Consider the following 17,753-nt stretch of genomic DNA (forward strand, 5'->3'; position numbering starts at 1 on the left):
GGTTGCTGCCCCGGCCCGCTCCCCCACCCGGCCGCCCTTGGCAAGTATGATCTGATGGGTGGCCGGGTGGGGGAGCGGGCCGGGGCAGTCCGAACCAGGCCTATGCCGGCGCGGGCGTGCCCAGCCGGTCCATGAGCGCCATGGCGGCGGCCGGATTGCGGACCTTGCCGCCTGAGATCACATAGAGATAGACCTCCCGCGGCCCGCCGCCCGCCGGTTGCGGGGAGACGGGATCGAGCCCCGCAGGCGTCGTGCCCTCGCTCCACTGCCGGGCACGCTGCGCCCACAGGTCGAGCCCGTCCTCGGGATATCCCCTCGCCTCGTCCTCGCGCGTCCCCATGATGCGCGCATAGACGAACGGCGCGGTGATGTCGGGGATCTGCGGATAGTCGCTGTCGCCGGCGAATATGACCGCCACGCCGTGGGCCCGCGCCATGGCGACGAAATCCGGCGTCCGGAAGCTTTCGTGGCGCACCTCCACGGCGTGCCGGATCGTGCGCCCCTCGACGGTCTTCGGCAGAAGCTTCAGGAAGCCCTCGAAATCGGCAGGGTCGAATGCCTTGGTCGGCATGAACTGCCAGTTGACCGGCCCGAGCTTCGCCTTCAGCTCCATCAGGCCGCCGGTGAAGAAACGCTCGATGCTCTCGCCGGCCTCCGACAGCACCCGCCGGTTGGTGGCATAGCGCGGCGCTTTCACGGAGAAGACGAAATCCTCCGGAGTCTCGTCGTGCCATTTGGCGAAGCTTTCCGGCTTCTGCGATCCGTAATAGGTGCCGTTGATCTCGATGGAGGTGAGCTTGCGGCTGGCGAATTCCAGCTCCCGCTTCTGCGCCAGCCCTTCCGGATAGAAGGTGCCGCGCCACGGCTTGTAGGTCCAGCCGCCGATACCGATACGAACCGTCATGATGCCGTTCCCCGTCATGAAACCCGGCCAGTCGACCGGGTGGCAACCGTCCCCCATTCCGCCCCGGTCGTCCACCCCGAAAACGCCGGCTGTCACACCAGGCCGAGCCGGGTGAGCAGGCGGGCCACGGGCTGGAACGTCTCCGGGCTGATCGGCCGGCCGATCCGGTGGCCGTGATAGAGGCGGGCGGCGAGTTCGGCATCGTCGAAGATAGGGATGCCCATCTCGCGGGCCTGCGCGATCATCGCAGCACCCGCCGCACCCTTGCCCCTCGCGACGACCGCCGGCGCCGGGGTCTCGCCCGGCACGTAGCGCAGCCCGACGATCCGGTCGCCATGGACGACAGCGAGCACGGCGTTCCTCAGGCCGACCCGGACCGTGCGCTTGACGGCCTCCCGGCGCTGGCGCTGGAGCTCGCTGCGGATGAAAGGATCGCCCTCATAGCTCTTGCGCTCGCGCTTGTGCTCGGTGCGCGTCATGCGCATGTCGCGCAGGAAGAGCCAGCGCTGGATCGGCAGGTCGATGAGCCCGATGGCGAGAAAGGCCAGCGCGGCCGTGATCGCCAGCGGCTTGGCGACCGCGAGCAGCACAGGGCCGAGGCAGGGCTCGCCGCAGGCCGGCGCATCGAACAGCGGCTGGAGCCACATGCTCAGCACCAGGGCGAAGGCCGTCGCGAGAATCACGACCTTGGCGAGCCCCTTGGCGAATTCGATCACGTTCCTGAGCGACGCGATCCGCTTGACCCCCTGCGCCGGATTGATGTGCTGGAACTTCGGCTTGACCGGCTCGGCGGAGAACACCAGCCCCCGGGTCACCAGGATGCCGAAGGTCAGTGTGACGGCCACCACGATGCCGGCGAGCGGCGCGGTCACGAGGACGAGCGCGACCATGGCATGACGCGTCGCCCGTGCGCTCGCTTCCGCGAACGGCGCCGCCTGCAGCGTGGAGACGACCTGCACCACCTCCACCACATGGTCCCATATGAGCGGCCAGGCGAAGAGCAGATAGGCCATGGTGGCGCACAGCGTCGCGCCGGCGATGAAATCGCGGCTCTGCGAGACCTGGCCGCGCCGGCGCGCCTCCCTCAGCTTGTGCCACGAGGCGGGTAGGCTCTTTTCCTCTGTGTCCTGCTGCTGTGCCATGCCGCAGGCTCAGCCCGCAATGGCGCCGAGCGCGCGGGCCTTCTCCTGCGCGCTGGCCATGGCGCGGATGGAGCGGACCTCGGCCAGCAGGGTGGCGATCTCGTCGCTGGTGAGCCCGCTCGGCGGCGCGGCACGGATCTCCTCCGACCGGCCGAGCAGGCCGTAGACCACGATGAGATTGCGCTTGTGGCGCGGCTGGGCATCCGGCGCGGCGGCCACCTGGCGCATGAGCTTCACCGCCTCCTGGCCGTTTCCGGTCAGCGCCGAGGCAAGCGCGAGATTGGCCTTCACGTCCAGATCGCCGGGGTCGAGCTCGAGCGCGGTCGCATAGGCCGCCGTGGCCTGGTCGAGCCGGCCGGCGAGCGTCTGGGCGACGCCCAGCCGGTTATAGGCGCTGGCGGTGTCGAGAATGGCCGCGCCCTGACCGAGCGAGCGGATTCCGGCGTCGAAATCGCCCGTCTCGACAAGCGCCGACCCAAGGCCGATGAGGGCCTCGCCGTCATTGGGCTTCCTGGTGAGCACCGCCCGGAAGGCCTTGACTGCCTGTTCGGGATAGCCGGTCCGCATATAGGCCTCGCCGAGGCGCATATAGGCCGCGGGCTCGGCGCCGGGCACGGTGGCGGCGCGCTCGTACAGCGCAATCGCGGTGCCCGTATCCCCGCGCTCCTCCACCTCGGAGGCGAGTTTCGCAAGCCTGCCCGACTGGCTGTCACCCAGATCGGCGCCGGCCGATCCCTCCGGGTCCGACAGGGTTGCGCAGCCCGACAGCGCCACAGCCATCGCGATTGCCATGAGCACTGGGTTCGCCCGCATGGGTCCGCCTTTCTCTACACCCCTTTTCCAGCCTCAGGTCCCGCCGCCCATGGACGGCCCGCCGGAGGCGCCTGTGCCCGTGTTCGTGGTGGTGTTGGCCGCACCGAGCGGCGCCTCCTCGCCATAGAGGTAGCGTTGCGCCGCCCGCGCGCTGGGCGCAGCGGCCGCCTCGCCCATCCGGCGGCCCCTGACCAGCTCGTTCTGCCGCTCCACCATGCGCTGGAGATTGAAGGCATTGGCGCATCCTGCCGGCAGGTGCGGCCCGACCTCGGGCACGAAGGTCATGTGCGTGGCCGCCGGCGGCTCGGTGTCGGAGACCTCCGCGAGGCAGGCGTCCGGCACGAGCGCCTTGCCGCCGAGCTTTCCGGTCTCGCCGGTCGGCACATAGCTGTAATCGGGCGAATAGGCCTCCGGCGCCTCCGCACAGGCGGCAAGGGCGAGCAGAAGGCCGGCGACGAGGATATGGCGTTGCGCGATGTCTGTCATGGTAGCGTCCCCGGCTCTGGTCATCTGGCGACGAAGCCCCAGGGCCGGTCGCTATAGGCCTTTCTGGGCTTGGGTTTCGGCTCGGGCTCGGGCGGCCTGGCCGGCCGGTCGATCGGCGTCACCATGTTGCGGTCGCTCACCGGTTCGACGAGATAGGGCGTGATCATGATCACGAGCTCCGTCTCGTCGCGCCGGTAGCGCTGCGACTGGAACAGGGCGCCGAGGATCGGCAGGTCGCCGAGCACGGGCATCTTGTCGAGATCGCGCGAGAGCTGGCGCTGGAACATGCCGGCGATGGCGAAGGTCTGCCCGCTGGCCACCTCCACGGTGGTCTCCGCCCGGCGCACCACGAGGCTCGGCACGCTGAACCCCTCGATCTCGACGGCCCCGGCACGCGACAGCGAGGAGACTTCCGGCTTCACGCGCAGCGCGATCCGGTCGTTCTTGATCAGCGTCGGCGTGAAGACCAGCGATACGCCGAACGGCTTGTATTCGATCCCGATCGTGTCGTTGTCCTGCGGGATCGGCACGGGGATCTCGCCGCCGGCGAGGAAACTCGCCGTCTGGCCCGACACCGCCGTCAGGTTCGGTTCGGCAAGGATGGAGAGCACACCGTTGCGCTGCAGGACGTCGAGCAGCACGTTGATATCCACATCGCCAGCGCCGACATTGAAGCCCAGATTGGCGGTATCGCCGGTATTGCCGGTGGAGAACATGCCAAAGGAGAAGCTGCCCGAACTGACGAAGACCTCCCAGTCGATACCGAAGGAGGACAGCTCGTTGCGCGAGACCTCCGCGAAGCGCACGCGGATATTGACCTGCTGGGATCCGGCCACCGTGGTGTTGTTGAGCGGCGGCTGGCCCTCCGGCGAGAAGGTGCGCGCCACATTGTCGACGTCGACCGCCTCGTCGACCGAGCGCGTGCGCCCGCTCGCCACGATCCGCGTGCCGAAGATCGTGAGGTCCACCGTCGAGGTGGGCTGCAGGGAGCGCCGGGCGTCGTTGGCCGGCTGGGGATCGGCCACGACCCGGAACTGGGTGGACGCCTCGAGCCGCTGGTCGGCTGTGATCGCGATGAGATTGGTCACGCCGGGCTTGAGGCCGTAGACATAGACGACGTCCGGCGAGACGACCCGGAGATCAGCGATCTCGGGATCGGCGATCAGCACCGATTCGACCGGCTGGTCGAAGCGCAGGATGCGCCCCTGGCCGACCGGCAGGTCGAGGGCTTGACGCCCCGGCAGGCGCGAGGCCTCCAGCGCGGCGGCATCTCCCCAACCGGTCAACAGGAAGGCGAGGGCCGCGAGCACCATCGCGACACGCATTCCCGCGTGCCGGCCCGTCCCCGCAAGCCCGACCGGCGTTTCACTCACCGTCATTCGCTGCATCTCCCCCGCATCCCGTCTCGCTCTCCCTCATGGGCGGCCTTCGCCGCGTCACACCGCCGATCCCCGGGCAGCGGCTTCTCCGGCATCCGGCACTGTCTCGGATGACTGCTGTGCGCCCCTCTCGGCGCGGGACTTCGTGATCGTGGCCAGCGGCTGCACGGAGAACTCCGGTGCGAGCTCCTGATAGGAAAGCACCGCAAGATCGATCTCGTGGCGCGCGAGCAGGGCGCGCGCATGCCGGCGCACATCCATGGCAGCCAGCACGACGGGCTCCGCATCGGCCTCGGTCTCGGCAAGGGCCTGCTCGATCTGGCCGACAAGGATGCGCGCGCCGTCGTCGGAAATGTTCAGGAAAGCGCCGGCCGACGTCGAGCGCACGGCGGCGCGCAGCATCTCCTCCACCGGGCGCTCCAGCACATAGGCCGCGATGACCCGGTTGCGGTCCGCCATCCGGAAGCAGATCTGACGCTTGAGCGCCATGCGGACATATTCGGTGAGCAGAACCACATCCTGCTCGCGCTGTCCCCATTCGACGAGCGCCTCCAGGATCAACCGCATATTGCGGATCGGCACGTCCTCGTCGACCAGCCGGCGCAGGATCTCCGCCATTTTCTGGAGCGGAACCACCCCCTGAGCCTCCTTGACCAGATCGGCATAGTCGGCCTCCATCGCGGCGAGCAGGCGTCCGGTCTCCTGGATGCCGACGAAATGGCCGGCATAGGAGCGCATGGCATGCTCGAGCGCACGGCCGACCGCCTCGAGCGGACCGAGCGTCGTCACGCCCGCCGCAGTCAGCGTGTCGCCGTGAACGGCGTCCACCCACAGCGCCTTGCGCCGCCCAGCGAGCGGGGGCCCCTCCTCGTGCTCCACGCCGGCAAGCTCCAGATGGGCCGCCTCGTCCTCCACGAGGATCCTGCCCTGAGGGATCTCGGCTTCGGCGATCGGCGCCCCTTCGAGATCGATCCGGAAGCGCTGGTCGCAGAGCCCCGCGTCCCGGCGCATGTCGATGCCGGGCACCTCGACGCCGAGATCGTCCCGGAGCCTGTGCCGGATCCGCTGGGCCAGCGGCGCGAACGCCTCCTCCGACACGACCCCCGACAGGCCCGCCCCCATCCGCACAATGACGCGCGCCGGCGGCCCGAGCGCCCGGGTCTCTTCCCCCTCGGCAAGCTCCGGCGGGCCGCCACGCCCCTCATGCTCGACGAGCTCCGCGGCCACCGGCCGCAGACCCGCCATGCGCGGCGCGCGGCTTCGGTACTGGACATAGGCCCCGGTGGCGAAGATCGCGGCCATTGCGAGGAACACGGGCGCGGGGAAGCCGGGCACGAGGCTCAACACGACCAGGATCGCCGCGGCGAGCGCCAGTGCGCGGGCATCGCGCGAAAGCTGGCCGGCGATCTGCGCGCCGAGATTACTCTCCTCGTCGGAGGCGACCCGCGTGATGACCGTGCCCGCCGCGACGGAGACGAGCAGCGCCGGAATCTGGGCGACAAGCCCGTCGCCGACGGTCAGGAGCGAGTATGTCTGCGCCGCCTGGCCGAGCGACATGCCGTGCTGCAGCGTGCCGATGGCAAGGCCGCCGAGAAGGTTAACCACGATGACGACGAGGCCGGCGATGGCGTCGCCCTTGACGAACTTCATCGCGCCGTCCATGGCGCCGTAGAGCTGGCTCTCGCGCTCCAGGCGATGGCGCAGGCGGCGCGCCTCGGCCTGGTCGATATCGCCGTTGCGCAGATCCGCGTCGATGCTCATCTGCTTGCCGGGCAGCGCATCGAGCGTGAAGCGCGCGGCAACCTCCGCGACGCGCTCGGCCCCCTTCGTGATGACCACGAACTGGGCGATGGTGATAATCAGGAAGATGACGAGGCCGACGGCGATGCTGCCGCCGATCACGAAGGCGCCGAAGGTGGAGACGATCTCGCCCGCATCGGCCTGCAGCAGGATCAGCCGCGAGGTGGTGATCGTGATGGCGAGCCGGAACAGCGTGGCCATGAGAATGACCGACGGCAGGGACGAGAAGTCCAGCGGCTGCGCGACATAGAAGGCGACGAGCAGGATCAGCACGCTGGTCGCCATGTTCGCCGAGATCAGCGCGTCGACCAGCGCCGTCGGCAACGGGATGATCATCATGATCACCGCGACCAGCATCAGGATCGCGATCACCAGGTCGCCACGCCGTGCAAGCCGCCCCAGCGAGCGCGCCATCGGAGCCGCCATGGTTCAGGCCTCCCCGCGCCGGGCCTGGAAGTCGCGGAAGACATCGCGCGCCTCGCCCGTGCGGCCGGCCGCGAGCAGGGCCCGGCTCTTCAGCAGGGCGAGCGCCGGATGCCCGTCGCCGTCGAGCGCTTCGAGCCGGGCGATCACGGTGAGCGCGCGATCCGCCTCTCCGTCGGTCACGAACAGATGGGCGAGGGTCTTCAGCACGCCGGAATCCTCCGGCGCCAGACGCGCCGCGATCAGCAGCAGGACGACGCCGCGCCGGGCCTGGCCATGGCATCCGTAGAGATAGCCGAGAGCATGCAGGAGCTGCACGGTATCGTCGCGGCCGCCGCTCACGTCTCGAGCCCGCCATGGATCCGCTCGAGCAGGTCCTGATGGCGTCCGATCTCGTCCTCGATCAGTGTCGTTGCCAGGCTGCGCAACTCCTCGCCGCCTTCCAGCCGCGGAATGACGTCGGCGGCAAGGTGCTCGAGGATAGAGACCGAGCGCTGGAAGATCCCCGGCTCGGCGATGCGCGGCATGATGAAGTCGACGAGTTCCTCGCCGAGCGAATTGGCCGTGACGTCGGAGGTGCCGCCCTCGTCCGTCCGGGCCAGCGCCTCGATCTCCTCGGCGCGAATATCGGTGACCGGTTCCGGCGTGCGCTCGGCAAGCCGGTCCAGAACCACGTCGAGACGCTGGCGGTCGATCCTCTGGTCTTGCATGATGTGCGCCCCTTCCGCGGCGCCGGCCATACCGGCCGGTCACTGATAGGTCAGCGCCACCGTCGCGTCGTCCTTCGCGAGCACCAGGCGTTCCGCGCCGATCTTGCGGATCGCCCAGCCATCCTCGACGAAGGCGCCCTCGTAGTAGCGCGAGCCGTCCCGCGTGATGACATAGGGCCGTTCGCCGAACCAGATCGCCTGAAGCGCCAGCCTCGGCATCTTCTGGCCTGCGCCGGTGACGACATTGGAGATCATCACGATCCGTCCGCCATAGGCCTGGTCGAACCATTGCTGGACGGCCGTCCAGGCGCCTGCCCTCTTCTCCGCGAGCGTGCCGGAAACCGCCAGGCGCCCGTCGGCGGCCGCGACCCTGAGGCCTGCGATGCCGGCGGCGTCGAGCCGTTCCCTCAGCGCGGCGGCCACCTCGGCCGCGCTCGCCGGCTTGACGGTACCGGCGCTCGGGCCCGTGCCGCGCGAGGGATGGAGCGCGGTGAGCCGTTCCAGCCCGGCAAGGGAGGCGACGCGGACGACGTCGCCGCCGCCGGGCGTGGCCTCGCGCGCAGCCTGGGCGCCCGTCGTGTCCGGGCCCGACCCCTGCGCGACGACCGAGACGGCGAACACGCCGAACAGGAAGGTCGCAGCGATCACCGCCGGCTTGCGGACGAGACGCCGGCCGAGGCCCGACAACGTCTTCATCACGGCATCTCCGGAGGGGTTCGATGCTCCGGCGATGCGGATGACGGCCTCGCCGACGACGAGGTCCACCGGCAGCTTCAGGCGGCAGCCATGGCCTTCCGGCACGGTCTCGCCGCTGGTCAGGCCGACATCGCCGCCCACCGTCTCCAGCCGCACGCTTCCTCCGGTCAGCCCGAGCGTGGCGTGCACGGGCGCAACGCCCTCGTCCCGCAGGACGATGTCCGCCTTGGCGCTGGAGCCGATACTGTATGTCGTGCCGTCGAGCGTGAGCGTCACGCCCTTGTGGATGCCGTCCGTCACCTGAAGTGCGGGCGGGGACCGGTCGGCCGCCATGTCGAGCCATGGTGCGGCGCGTTCGCCAAGCTCGGCTGCAAGCGCCGACAGGCGGCGCGATGCTTCGTCCCGAAATCGATTGGCCATTGCCAGGATCATCGAACTCGCCCCTTCATCTTCGCTCAAGGGAATGCAACCCGTTGCCCGGGTGTCGGCTCGCGCCCGGGACCGGCCGTTCAGGATGGCCCGACAGGGCAAGGTGCGACGCCGGCCAGCCGGCGCCGCACTGCCCGTCACGCCGTGTAGCGGCTGGCCTTGGCGGCATCCTTGACCGCGTTGGGCTCGCTCGTCCGCTCCGTCGTATCCATCGTCAGGAGCGTCATCTCCCAGAGCTTGTTGATCATCTGGTCCTGCTTCTCGTGCGGATCCTGGGCACCGTTGTTGCCCGACTCCGAATTCACGTTCGGCGTCGCCATTCCGATCTCTCCTCATTGTCTTTGCTCGCCGATTCGCCGGGCGGGCGAATGGGTCGAGCGGGAACGGCTGTCACGGGGCTCGAATGCCTCGCGCAACAGCCGGCGATTGCGACACCGGCGGCATGACATCGGGACCGAAACCATATCGCCGATCCCGCAGCCACGCCCTGATCTCGCCGTGACGCCCAATAAATTTACGGATAATCATGAAGATTAGTCAACACAACTCAAGTACAACTCTTTTAAATATTGTATATTGTATATTTTATGAGCCAGAATTGTCATGAGATTGACGGAATGCTCCAGTTATACCATCATTCATCCAATGCGGAACCAGAGTTATTTTCAATTTTACTGAAAATCTCTGGGAAAGCCCGCAAGTTGTCGGAGAATCAACCAGCGCAAACGCGCAAGACGGGGCGCAGACAATGCGGGACACAATCGCACCGGACAGGTGGCGGATCGCCCGCGCGGCAGTGGTCGCGGGAGCGTTGGCCGGGCTGGCGGCAGCCACCGCGCCGCCGGCAAGCGCCGGCGAACCCGACTGGCCGTCCGGCCCCTACAGATACATGGTCATCGACCAGGCGGTCGCCGATGCGCTGGCCGAGCTCGGCCGCAACACGGGGCTCCCCGTGTCGGTTTCCGACAAGGTCGAGGGACGGCTGACCGGCGGAATGCCCCTCGGCACCGCGCGGGAGTTCCTGGACCGGATCTGCGACGCCTACGGCCTCGTCTGGTATTTCGACGGCTCGACGCTCCATGTGAGCACCGAGACGGAGATCCGCACGGAGCTGATAGAGCTGGGGCCCCACGCGCCGGATGACATCGCCGGGCGGCTGGAGCAGCTCGACATCTCCGACGAGCGTTATCCGATCCGGATTCCGGAAGACGGCGATGTCGTCTCCGTTTCGGGACCGCCACCCTATATCGCGCTGATCCGCAAGACCGTCACGGCGATGGCGCGCGCGAGATCGCCGCGCATCGCACGGGAGGTCGTCGACGGCGATGCCGTCTCGGTTCGTGTTTTCCGAGGGCGCAGCGACGGCTCCTGACATGCCGGCGCCCCACCGTTTCGACGAGGACACAGGAGAAAACAGGACATGACAGGACAGGTTGAAGGCACCGGCCAGACGCCGCAGACCGATACGCAGAACACCGCCGACGAGGAGGTCCTCGCCGAGCAGTTCCAGGCCGCCATCGCCGGGGCGACGACCTCCGCCATGTCCCAGGCCAAGGGGCTCATGAGCGAAGCGCTCAGCGAGGCCAAGGAGGAATAGGCGCAGGGCCCAACCGGAGTCCGCATGCCCGGACGCAAACGTACAGGAGCACGCCATGCCCGTGACACCTCCCGGCGCGCCGGCCGCCGCGACACCGCCCGTCGAGGCGGCCGGGGCCAACGACGTCACCGTGAATCTGTTCGACTATCTTGCCGAGCTTCAGGGCAGCCCCGCCGCCGGCAACGAGGCGGCGCGCCTCGCCAATCCCGCGACACTCCTGAGCGAGGCCGTCCAGGGACTGGAAGGCTACGCCCACGGAATTCAGACCGTGTTCGACGGAGGCTCCTCCCCCACGGTGTCCGGCAGCGAGCCCGCCACGGCGCCGCAGGGCGGCCCGGCACAGGATCCGCTCGATCCCGCGCAGACCACGACACGCGAAGCCGGCGGCGAGAACATGGACCAGGTGCTCGACCGCCTGGTCTCCGTTCTCTGGGCGGGGACGAACACCACCTTCCTCGTCTCCGGAACCTCCGGCCTGTCGAAGGCCGCCAACACCCTTCTCAGAGGGCAGTGAGAGCCGGATGGAGCAGCCGTGAACGCAGCAGGGAGAGCTTCTCTACTTTCAGGATTGGCCCCGGTCGGGACACGCTGGCGCATCGCGGCCACCCTCCTGCTTGCCCTCCTGCTGCAGGCCTGCAACGAGACCGAGCTCTATACCGGCCTCGACCAGCGCCAGGCCAACGAGATCGTCGCCACGCTCATGCGCCACGACATTCCGGCCGAGCGCATTGCCGGCGAGCAGGGCGGCATGACCGTCGCCGTGCAGGAGAGCCGCTTCGCCGACGCCATGGCGGTCCTCGACCAGTCCGGACTGCCCAAGCGCGAATTCTCCACGCTCGGCGACATCTTCAAGTCCGACGGCCTCGTCTCCTCGCCGGTGGAGGAACGCGCCCGGATGATCCACGGGCTGAGCCAGGAGCTGTCCAGCACCATCTCCGACATTGACGGCGTGCTGTCGGCGCGCGTCCATCTGGTGCTGCCGGAGAACGATCCCCTGCGCCAGGAGCTCATCCCCTCCTCGGCATCCGTCTTCATCCGCCACCGCGACACCGTGGCGATGCGGGACCTGATCCCGCAGATCAAGATGCTCGTGGCCAACGGTATTGCCGGGCTGTCCTACGACAACGTCTCCGTCATCCTGGTTCCCGTCGAAGCGCCGGCCGCCGACAGCGGCAGCAACGGGGGCTTCGTCACCTTCATGGGGCTGTGGCTGCACGCGGAAAGCCTGACGCGCGCCATGTGGCTGGTCTACGGCCTCGCCGCCGCCGTGATCGCACTGGCCGGCGCGCTCGGCTATGCGATCTGGCGCCAGCGCCGGCGCGTCTACATTCTCGACCCGTCGGTTCCGGTGAAGATGCCATGACCGGGGATACCGCCATCGCCGCCGCCGGCTGGCGTGCCTTCATGGACGCGCCCGCCTCCTATGCCGAGCCGGGCCGCCTCGCCGCCTGCCTCGGCGGAACGGTGAGCCGCGCGGCCTGCGCCCGGCTCCTGGGGACGGAACGGCTTCATCCGCGCCTGTCCGCGCTCATTGCCCGGCACTACGGTCTGGCCGCGCCGCTTTCCGCCGACGCGCTGGACGAGGCGGACCGCGCCATTGCCCTCGCGCCGGCCGACCGGCTGGCGGAGATCGCCCGGCGTGCCGGCGCGATCCACTGGTCGGCAAGCCTCGCAGCCGCCGTTCTGGCCCGCGAGGTGGAGGCGCTGCACGCCGAGCTCGGCGAGGAGCTGTGCGCCTTCGCGATCGCCAACCGGGACCTCTCCGGCCCCAGACAGCCGGTCGAGCCGCTGGACGGGATCGCCGACCGCATCGCCGTCGACGGCTGGCGCTGCCTCGGCGCCTGGTGCCGCGCGGTCCCCGCCGCCGTCGGTGCACGGGTGCGCCTCAAGCTCGTCGCCGGCGCATTGCTGGATGACGAGCCTGACGCGCCCTTCGCCGAGACGGGCCCGGCCCTCGTCCGGCGTGCACGAAGCTGAGGGACGCGCCATGTCGAAGACGGAGCGTTCGGGCCTCGACCGCCTACCCACAGGTCCCTCCAAGAGGATCCTGCGCCCCGAGGAGGTGCAGGCATGGCAGGAGGGTCACGACTTCCTCGCCGCCGCCAGGCGCGAGCACGACCGGATGCAGGAAGCCTCGCGCCGGGCCTATGCGAGCGAGTACGCCCAGGGCTACGAGGATGGCAAGGCGGAAGGCAAGGCCGAGGCCGCCCGGCTGGTGACCGATACCGCAGCGCGCGTCGACCGCTATCTGGCCGGCCTGGAGGACGAGGTGGCCACTCTGGCGCTCGACGTCGTGAGGCGCATCCTGGGCGAGTTCGAGACCGGGGAGCTCGTGGCCCGCGCCGCACGGCACGCGGTCGCCGACATCCGCCGCGCGAAGTTCGTGAAGCTCACTGTGCATCCCGACGCCCTCGACCATGTGCGCGGCGCCCTCGACGCGATGCTCGCGGACACGGAAGCCGGCTTCCCGGTGGATGTGGAGGCCGATCACACGCTGGCCCCGGACGCCTGCATCGTGGCGACCGACGCCGCCGTGGTGGATGCCGGCATCGAGACCCAGCTCGCCGCCATGGCAGCCGCCCTTGGCGGCGGTCGGGAGGGTTTGCGATGACCGACGCGGCACCGCCCATGCAGGACCGGCTCGCCGCCATCGTGCCGCGCCTGCGCGAAGGGCTCCAGGAGGCGCCGACACGCGGCGGCCGCGGACGGGTGCGGCGCATTCTGGGGGTCGTCGTCCATGCAAGCGTGGAGGAGGTGCGCGTCGGCGAGATCTGCCATCTGGTCGATCCGCGCACCGGGCGCCGGCTGCCCGGCGAGGTGGTGGGCATCACGGACGAGGCCGCGATCCTCGTCCCGCTCGGCGATCTCGCCGGCCTGTCGAGCCTGACCGAGGTGATCCCGACCGGGCGCGACCTCCAGGTGCCGGTCGGCGAGGGCCTGCTCGGCCGCGTCATCAGCGCGCTCGGCGATCCGCTCGACGCCGTTCCCTGGCCGCCCGAGGGGATCGACGGCAGCTACCCCGTGAACGCCTATCCGCCGCCGCCGCTCGCCCGCGCGCTGATCTCCGACCCCGTCCAGCTCGGCATCCGCGCGCTCGACGGCCTCGTCACCTGCGCGCGCGGCCAGCGCATCGGCATCTTCGGCGAGCCCGGTGCCGGCAAGTCGTCGCTCCTGGCCGATATCGTGCGTGGCACCGATGCCGATGTCGCCGTGGTCGCGCTGGTCGGCGAGCGCGGGCGCGAGGTGCGCGAATTCGTGGAGCGCCAGCTCGGCGAAGACGGCCGCGCGCGCGCCGTGGTCGTCGCGGCGACCTCGGACCGGCCGGCCATCGAGCGCGTGAAGGCCGCCTATGTGGCGACCACCATCGCGGAGTATTTCCGCGATCGCGGCCGCAATGTCCTGCTGCTCATGGACAGCATCACGCGCTTTGCCCGCGCCCAGCGCGAGATCGGGCTGGCCTCGGGCGAACCGCCGACCCGGCGCGGCTTCCCGCCCTCCCTGTTCGCCGCCCTGCCGCGGCTCCTGGAGCGCTCGGGGCCCGGCGAAACGGGCTCGATCACCGGCATCTACACCGTGCTCACCGAGGGCGACGGCACGCTCGACCCGGTCGCCGAGGAGGTCCAGGCGATCCTCGACGGCCATGTGGTGCTCTCCAGCGAGCTCGCCCGGCGCGACCACTTCCCCGCCATCGACGTCCTGCGCAGCCGCAGCCGCCTGATGGACACGGTCGCCCCGGAGAGCCATCGCGCCGACGCCGGCCGCATCCGCGAGCTCATGGCCCGCCATGCGGATATCGAGCTGCTCGTCCGTGTCGGCGAATACGAGAAGGGCAGCGACCCGCTCGCCGACGAGGCGGTGGCCAAGATCGACCGGATCAACGCCTTCCTGCGCCAGGCCGCGGGCGAGAGCGAGGCGATGGAGAGCACGCGTGCCATGATGCGGGAGCTTGCCGAATGAACGACCGCGACACGCTCGCCCGCCTGCGGGACCTGCGCCGCCTGCGCGAGCGCCGGGCGCGCGAGACCGTCGGCCGGCGGCGCGCGGCGCTTGCACAGGCCATGCACACGGCGCGGGAGGCATCCGACGCCGCCGAGGCCCAGGCAGCCGAGGCCGCCGCCACGGAGCATGCCATGCTCGCCGCCCTCACCGGCCGTCCGGTCACGCTCCACGAACTCGACCGCGTCCGCGATCATGGCGAGATCGCGAGCGAGGAACAGGCCCGCCTGCGCCGGCAGGAGGACGAGGCACGGGCCGCCGAGCACGAGCGCGGGAAGGAGCTCGCCCGCGCCCGCGAAACCCTCCTGAAGCACGAGCGTGCCGCGGCCAAGCTCGACGGCGCGCTCGACGAGACCGCCTCGCGGACCGCATATCGCCGGGCCGCCCTGGCCGAGCTCGTGGAGGACGAGGACGTCCTCCCGGGCACGCACGACGCATCGGAGACGTGACCCAGCGATGCCGCAAGCCTCCCTGTCCACACGTCCAAGAGCCAGCCGGCGCGCCTCGCCCAAGGCCAAGGCTAAAACCACGACCAAGACGGCGAACGGAGCCAAGACCAAGCCGGCCCGGACACGGCCGGCAAGGCTGAAGCCCGATGCCATCGAGCCGCGCCGGGCGGCGGCGCTCAATGCGGTCTACCGCCACCGACCGCCTCTCGACATCGCCGTGGCGGACACGCCCATGCGGATCGAGACCGCGTGGCCGCCGCCCGACGACGATGCCGCCGGGCGCTGCACGCTCGCCTTCGCGGTCGACGGCGCGCAAGGCACGCTCGGCCTGCCGCGGGCGCTCGTCGCGCAGTGGATAGCGCGGGTCGATCCGGATGCGGCGCCCGACAGCCTCGCGCCCGAGCATGCCGCCCTGCTGGTCGAGTGCGCGCTCGCCGCGGACATCGCCCGCCTGGAGGAGGCGCTCGGCTGTACGGTCGAGATCGCGTCGGTGGCGGACCGACCGCCGGAGGGCATGGACGTGCCGCGCTTCGGGTTCTCGCTCGCCTGGACCGAGCGAACGGAGGTCTCGGCCCTCGCCCTGCCGTGCGAACACGCCGCCGGGCTTGGCGCGCTGCTCGACAGGCTGGCGCCGGGAAGGCCCGCCGGTCCGGAACTGCCCGTTCCGGTCAGCCTGTGCGCTGGTGCGGCGGACCTCACCGTTGCGGAGCTGCGCGGCCTCGTGCCCGGCGACGTGGTGCTCGCCGAGGAGGCGCGCACGCCCGAGGCGACGGCGCTCGCCGTCGTCGCCGGGCATCTCGCCGCCCCCGCCGTCGCGGGAGAGGCGGGAGCCGAACTCGTCTCCGGACCGTTCCGGCTTCGCGGATCAAACTGGGAGTGGATCATGACAGACCCGACGGATGCCGCCGCCATTTCGGACGACACCGATCTCGACGACCTGCCGGTCAGGCTCACCTTCGAGCTCGGCCGGACCGAGCTTGCCCTGAGCGATGTCCGCGCGCTCGCGCCGGGCTCGCTCCTGCCGCTCTCCCGCCCGGTCGGCGATGCGGTGGACGTGATCGCCAACGGTCGGCGCATCGCACGCGGCGAGATCGTGCGCATCGGCGAGAGCCTGGGCATACGCATCACCCGGCTCGCCGACAATGCCTGACGGCGGGCTCAACATTCTGGGGATCATCGTCGTCGTCACCGCCATCGGGCTCATCCCCCTGGCGGTGGTGACGATGACGGGCTTCCTCAAGATCTCGGTGGTCCTGTTCCTCATCCGCAACGCGCTGGGGGTCCAGCAGACGCCGCCCAATCTCGTCCTCTACGGCATCGCGCTGGTGCTCACCGTCTATGTGACGAGCCCGCTCATGAGCCAGATCTACGGCGAGATCTCCGCGCGCGACATCAACCTGGAGACCGCGGAGGGGATCGGCGAGGCGGCCGACGCCCTGCGCCAGCCGCTCAAGGAGCACCTGACCCGCTTCACCAAGCCGGGCGAGCGCCAGTTCTTCATGGCCGCCACCAACAGGGTCTGGCCCGAGGCCGCGCGCGAGGATTTGCGCGACGACGACCTCGTGGTGCTGCTGCCGGCCTTCGTGGCCTCCGAGCTGACCCGCGCCTTCGAGATCGGCTTCCTGCTCTATCTGCCGTTCCTCATCATCGACCTCGTGGTCGCCAACATCCTGATGACGCTCGGCATGATCATGGTCTCGCCCATCCTGATCTCCGTGCCCTTGAAGCTGTTCCTGTTCGTCGCCGTCGACGGCTGGTCGCGGCTCATGCACGGCGTGATCCTGAGCTACGGATGAGACCCACCGCCCCGGGAGACCGCCCATGACCACGGACTTCGTGCTCGCCAAGGTCCAGACCACGCTCATGACCGTCCTGATCGTGTCCGCGCCGGTGATCATCGCAGCCGTGGTGATCGGCATCCTGGTCGGTCTCGCCCAGGCGCTGACCCAGATCCAGGATCAGACCCTGCCCCAGGCGGTGAAGCTCATCGTGGTGCTGGTGATCATCATCGTGCTCGGGCCGCTCATGGCCGACCAGATCGCGGAGCAGGCCTCCATGGCGCTCGAGGAATTTCCCACCGTGACCCGGTAGACGAAGGGGCCGGCACCCATGACCGTCACGCAGCTCCTCTCCTCCGTCGGCGATTTCTACGTCTACATCATCGCGGCCGCGCTCGCCCTTGCGCGAATGACGGGGCTGATGGTCATCATGCCGGTCTTCACCCGGCTCGGGCTCACCGGGCTGCTGCGCGGCGGCGTGGCGCTCGCGCTCACCCTGCCGCTCGTGCCCATGATGGTCGCGACGCTGGCCGATGCCGACCCGACGGTCGCGACCACGGCCTTCCTCCTGATGAAGGAGTTCGCGGTCGGCATCGTGCTCGGACTGGTGCTCGGCGTGCCCTTCTGGGCGGCGGAGGCGGCCGGCGACATTCTGGACCTGCAGCGCGGCGCCACGGCGGGCATGCTCATCGACCCCTCCATGGCCCAGCAGACCAGCATCACCGGCACGCTGTTCGCCATCGTCATGCTGGCGCTGTTCTTCGCGGCCGGCGGTCTCGGCCTCGTTCTCGGCGCCGTCTATGACAGCTACGGGCTGTGGCCGCCCCTGCGCGTGACGCCGGTATTCAGCGCGGAGGCCGCCGATCTCCTGATCGGCCTGCTCGACCGCGTCCTGGTCATGGCCATGACCCTCGTCTTCCCGCTGATCGTCAGCTTCCTGCTGTCGGACCTGGTGCTCGCCGCGCTCGCGCGCGCGGCACCGCATTTCAACATCTTCGCCCTGTCGCTCGGCATCAAGAGCCTCGTCTTCTGCCTCGTGCTCGTGCTCTATGCCGCCTTCCTCGTCTTCTATATGGGCGAGGACCTCGCCGTCCTGCGCGAGGCCGGCACCAGGCTCCGGGCGGTGAGCCCCGACTAGAACGCCTCAGACG

The 17,753-nt window shown here is 69.7% G+C and carries 22 protein-coding genes; 12 read left to right on the forward strand and 10 right to left on the reverse strand.

The genetic code is table 11. The annotated features are described in order from the left end of the window. Positions 1 to 100: 100 nt before the first annotated feature. From HW532_RS09800 to HW532_RS09845, 10 genes are all read right to left on the reverse strand, one after another. A complete protein-coding gene (locus HW532_RS09800) occupies positions 101 to 904 on the reverse strand; it encodes a DUF72 domain-containing protein (protein ID WP_246479808.1) in 804 nt (267 codons plus the stop codon). 92 nt (positions 905 to 996) lie between these two features. Beyond that, entirely contained in the window at positions 997 to 2,046 is a 1,050-nt protein-coding gene (locus tag HW532_RS09805; protein WP_213164193.1) for an EscU/YscU/HrcU family type III secretion system export apparatus switch protein, read from the reverse strand. Between the two features lie 9 nt (positions 2,047 to 2,055). Then, positions 2,056 to 2,859, reverse strand: coding sequence for a tetratricopeptide repeat protein (locus tag HW532_RS09810; protein ID WP_213164194.1), 804 nt, complete (start codon positions 2,857 to 2,859; stop codon positions 2,056 to 2,058). 33 nt (positions 2,860 to 2,892) lie between these two features. Further along, positions 2,893 to 3,345 (reverse strand): hypothetical protein, encoded by a 453-nt coding sequence (locus HW532_RS09815; protein ID WP_213164195.1) that lies wholly within the window; start codon positions 3,343 to 3,345, stop codon positions 2,893 to 2,895. A gap of 20 nt (positions 3,346 to 3,365) precedes the next feature. Further along, on the reverse strand, positions 3,366 to 4,724 hold the full coding sequence (locus HW532_RS09820; protein ID WP_246479810.1) for a type II and III secretion system protein family protein: 1,359 nt from the start codon (positions 4,722 to 4,724) through the stop codon (positions 3,366 to 3,368). Between the two features lie 57 nt (positions 4,725 to 4,781). Further along, positions 4,782 to 6,950, reverse strand: a complete 2,169-nt coding sequence (gene sctV / locus HW532_RS09825; RefSeq protein WP_213164196.1) for a type III secretion system export apparatus subunit SctV — start codon at positions 6,948 to 6,950, stop codon at positions 4,782 to 4,784. A 3-nt stretch (positions 6,951 to 6,953) separates the two neighbouring features. Then, a complete protein-coding gene (locus HW532_RS09830) occupies positions 6,954 to 7,289 on the reverse strand; it encodes a tetratricopeptide repeat protein (protein ID WP_213164197.1) in 336 nt (111 codons plus the stop codon). After that, entirely contained in the window at positions 7,286 to 7,657 is a 372-nt protein-coding gene (locus HW532_RS09835; protein WP_213164198.1) for a hypothetical protein, read from the reverse strand. The genes HW532_RS09830 and HW532_RS09835 overlap by 4 nt, the downstream gene beginning before the upstream one ends. A 39-nt stretch (positions 7,658 to 7,696) precedes the next feature. Beyond that, positions 7,697 to 8,773, reverse strand: a complete 1,077-nt coding sequence (locus HW532_RS09840) for a SctD/MshK family protein (protein ID WP_213164199.1) — start codon at positions 8,771 to 8,773, stop codon at positions 7,697 to 7,699. A 146-nt stretch (positions 8,774 to 8,919) separates the two neighbouring features. Further along, positions 8,920 to 9,102, reverse strand: coding sequence for a hypothetical protein (locus tag HW532_RS09845; protein WP_213164200.1), 183 nt, complete (start codon positions 9,100 to 9,102; stop codon positions 8,920 to 8,922). A gap of 428 nt (positions 9,103 to 9,530) precedes the next feature. On the opposite strand from HW532_RS09845, the gene HW532_RS09850 reads away from it, so the two are divergent. From HW532_RS09850 to sctT, 12 genes are read left to right on the forward strand one after another with little or no spacing between them, the layout of a single operon-like run. Further along, a complete protein-coding gene (locus tag HW532_RS09850; RefSeq protein ID WP_246479818.1) occupies positions 9,531 to 10,154 on the forward strand; it encodes a type III secretion protein in 624 nt (207 codons plus the stop codon). Between the two features lie 48 nt (positions 10,155 to 10,202). Beyond that, positions 10,203 to 10,379 (forward strand): hypothetical protein, encoded by a 177-nt coding sequence (locus HW532_RS09855; protein WP_213164201.1) that lies wholly within the window; start codon positions 10,203 to 10,205, stop codon positions 10,377 to 10,379. 55 nt (positions 10,380 to 10,434) lie between these two features. Then, positions 10,435 to 10,893 (forward strand): hypothetical protein, encoded by a 459-nt coding sequence (locus tag HW532_RS09860; RefSeq protein WP_213164202.1) that lies wholly within the window; start codon positions 10,435 to 10,437, stop codon positions 10,891 to 10,893. Between the two features lie 18 nt (positions 10,894 to 10,911). Then, positions 10,912 to 11,742: a type III secretion system inner membrane ring lipoprotein SctJ gene (gene sctJ, locus HW532_RS09865; RefSeq protein ID WP_246479828.1), complete on the forward strand. Its 831-nt coding sequence runs from the start codon at positions 10,912 to 10,914 to the stop codon at positions 11,740 to 11,742. Then, positions 11,739 to 12,356: a SctK family type III secretion system sorting platform protein gene (locus HW532_RS09870; RefSeq protein ID WP_213164203.1), complete on the forward strand. Its 618-nt coding sequence runs from the start codon at positions 11,739 to 11,741 to the stop codon at positions 12,354 to 12,356. The genes sctJ and HW532_RS09870 overlap by 4 nt, the downstream gene beginning before the upstream one ends. A 10-nt stretch (positions 12,357 to 12,366) precedes the next feature. Further along, entirely contained in the window at positions 12,367 to 12,990 is a 624-nt protein-coding gene (gene sctL, locus HW532_RS09875) for a type III secretion system stator protein SctL (protein ID WP_213164204.1), read from the forward strand. Next, on the forward strand, positions 12,987 to 14,336 hold the full coding sequence (locus tag HW532_RS09880) for a FliI/YscN family ATPase (protein ID WP_246479830.1): 1,350 nt from the start codon (positions 12,987 to 12,989) through the stop codon (positions 14,334 to 14,336). Before sctL ends, HW532_RS09880 begins: the two co-directional genes overlap by 4 nt. Then, positions 14,333 to 14,824, forward strand: coding sequence for a type III secretion system stalk subunit SctO (sctO, locus tag HW532_RS09885; protein ID WP_213164205.1), 492 nt, complete (start codon positions 14,333 to 14,335; stop codon positions 14,822 to 14,824). Before HW532_RS09880 ends, sctO begins: the two co-directional genes overlap by 4 nt. 7 nt (positions 14,825 to 14,831) lie before the next feature. Next, a complete protein-coding gene (gene sctQ / locus HW532_RS09890) occupies positions 14,832 to 15,974 on the forward strand; it encodes a type III secretion system cytoplasmic ring protein SctQ (protein WP_213164206.1) in 1,143 nt (380 codons plus the stop codon). Next, positions 15,967 to 16,620, forward strand: a complete 654-nt coding sequence (gene sctR, locus HW532_RS09895) for a type III secretion system export apparatus subunit SctR (RefSeq protein WP_213164207.1) — start codon at positions 15,967 to 15,969, stop codon at positions 16,618 to 16,620. Before sctQ ends, sctR begins: the two co-directional genes overlap by 8 nt. A gap of 25 nt (positions 16,621 to 16,645) precedes the next feature. Beyond that, the gene (locus tag HW532_RS09900) at positions 16,646 to 16,915 is read left to right on the forward strand and encodes an EscS/YscS/HrcS family type III secretion system export apparatus protein (protein ID WP_213164208.1); all 270 of its coding nucleotides are present in this window, start codon (positions 16,646 to 16,648) and stop codon (positions 16,913 to 16,915) included. Between the two features lie 18 nt (positions 16,916 to 16,933). Beyond that, positions 16,934 to 17,740, forward strand: coding sequence for a type III secretion system export apparatus subunit SctT (gene sctT, locus HW532_RS09905; protein WP_213164209.1), 807 nt, complete (start codon positions 16,934 to 16,936; stop codon positions 17,738 to 17,740). The last annotated feature ends 13 nt before the right edge of the window (positions 17,741 to 17,753 follow it).

This window comes from Kaustia mangrovi (assembly GCF_015482775.1).
GTDB lineage: Bacteria > Pseudomonadota > Alphaproteobacteria > Rhizobiales > Im1 > Kaustia > Kaustia mangrovi.

Excerpts from the sequence above, each read along its gene's own strand:
- HW532_RS09820 (WP_246479810.1), bottom strand. The coding sequence starts at position 4,724 with ATGACGGTGAGTGAAACGCCGGTCGGGCTTGCGGGGACGGGCCGGCAC.
- HW532_RS09860 (WP_213164202.1), top strand. The coding sequence starts at position 10,435 with ATGCCCGTGACACCTCCCGGCGCGCCGGCCGCCGCGACACCGCCCGTC.
- HW532_RS09870 (WP_213164203.1), top strand. The coding sequence starts at position 11,739 with ATGACCGGGGATACCGCCATCGCCGCCGCCGGCTGGCGTGCCTTCATG.
- HW532_RS09800 (WP_246479808.1), bottom strand. The coding sequence starts at position 904 with ATGACGGTTCGTATCGGTATCGGCGGCTGGACCTACAAGCCGTGGCGC.
- sctV (WP_213164196.1), bottom strand. The coding sequence starts at position 6,950 with ATGGCGGCTCCGATGGCGCGCTCGCTGGGGCGGCTTGCACGGCGTGGC.
- HW532_RS09815 (WP_213164195.1), bottom strand. The coding sequence starts at position 3,345 with ATGACAGACATCGCGCAACGCCATATCCTCGTCGCCGGCCTTCTGCTC.
- sctQ (WP_213164206.1), top strand. The coding sequence starts at position 14,832 with ATGCCGCAAGCCTCCCTGTCCACACGTCCAAGAGCCAGCCGGCGCGCC.
- sctL (WP_213164204.1), top strand. The coding sequence starts at position 12,367 with ATGTCGAAGACGGAGCGTTCGGGCCTCGACCGCCTACCCACAGGTCCC.
- sctR (WP_213164207.1), top strand. The coding sequence starts at position 15,967 with ATGCCTGACGGCGGGCTCAACATTCTGGGGATCATCGTCGTCGTCACC.
- HW532_RS09900 (WP_213164208.1), top strand. The coding sequence starts at position 16,646 with ATGACCACGGACTTCGTGCTCGCCAAGGTCCAGACCACGCTCATGACC.
- HW532_RS09805 (WP_213164193.1), bottom strand. The coding sequence starts at position 2,046 with ATGGCACAGCAGCAGGACACAGAGGAAAAGAGCCTACCCGCCTCGTGG.
- HW532_RS09845 (WP_213164200.1), bottom strand. The coding sequence starts at position 9,102 with ATGGCGACGCCGAACGTGAATTCGGAGTCGGGCAACAACGGTGCCCAG.
- HW532_RS09810 (WP_213164194.1), bottom strand. The coding sequence starts at position 2,859 with ATGCGGGCGAACCCAGTGCTCATGGCAATCGCGATGGCTGTGGCGCTG.
- sctO (WP_213164205.1), top strand. The coding sequence starts at position 14,333 with ATGAACGACCGCGACACGCTCGCCCGCCTGCGGGACCTGCGCCGCCTG.
- sctT (WP_213164209.1), top strand. The coding sequence starts at position 16,934 with ATGACCGTCACGCAGCTCCTCTCCTCCGTCGGCGATTTCTACGTCTAC.
- HW532_RS09855 (WP_213164201.1), top strand. The coding sequence starts at position 10,203 with ATGACAGGACAGGTTGAAGGCACCGGCCAGACGCCGCAGACCGATACG.
- HW532_RS09880 (WP_246479830.1), top strand. The coding sequence starts at position 12,987 with ATGACCGACGCGGCACCGCCCATGCAGGACCGGCTCGCCGCCATCGTG.
- HW532_RS09850 (WP_246479818.1), top strand. The coding sequence starts at position 9,531 with ATGCGGGACACAATCGCACCGGACAGGTGGCGGATCGCCCGCGCGGCA.
- HW532_RS09835 (WP_213164198.1), bottom strand. The coding sequence starts at position 7,657 with ATGCAAGACCAGAGGATCGACCGCCAGCGTCTCGACGTGGTTCTGGAC.
- HW532_RS09840 (WP_213164199.1), bottom strand. The coding sequence starts at position 8,773 with ATGGCCAATCGATTTCGGGACGAAGCATCGCGCCGCCTGTCGGCGCTT.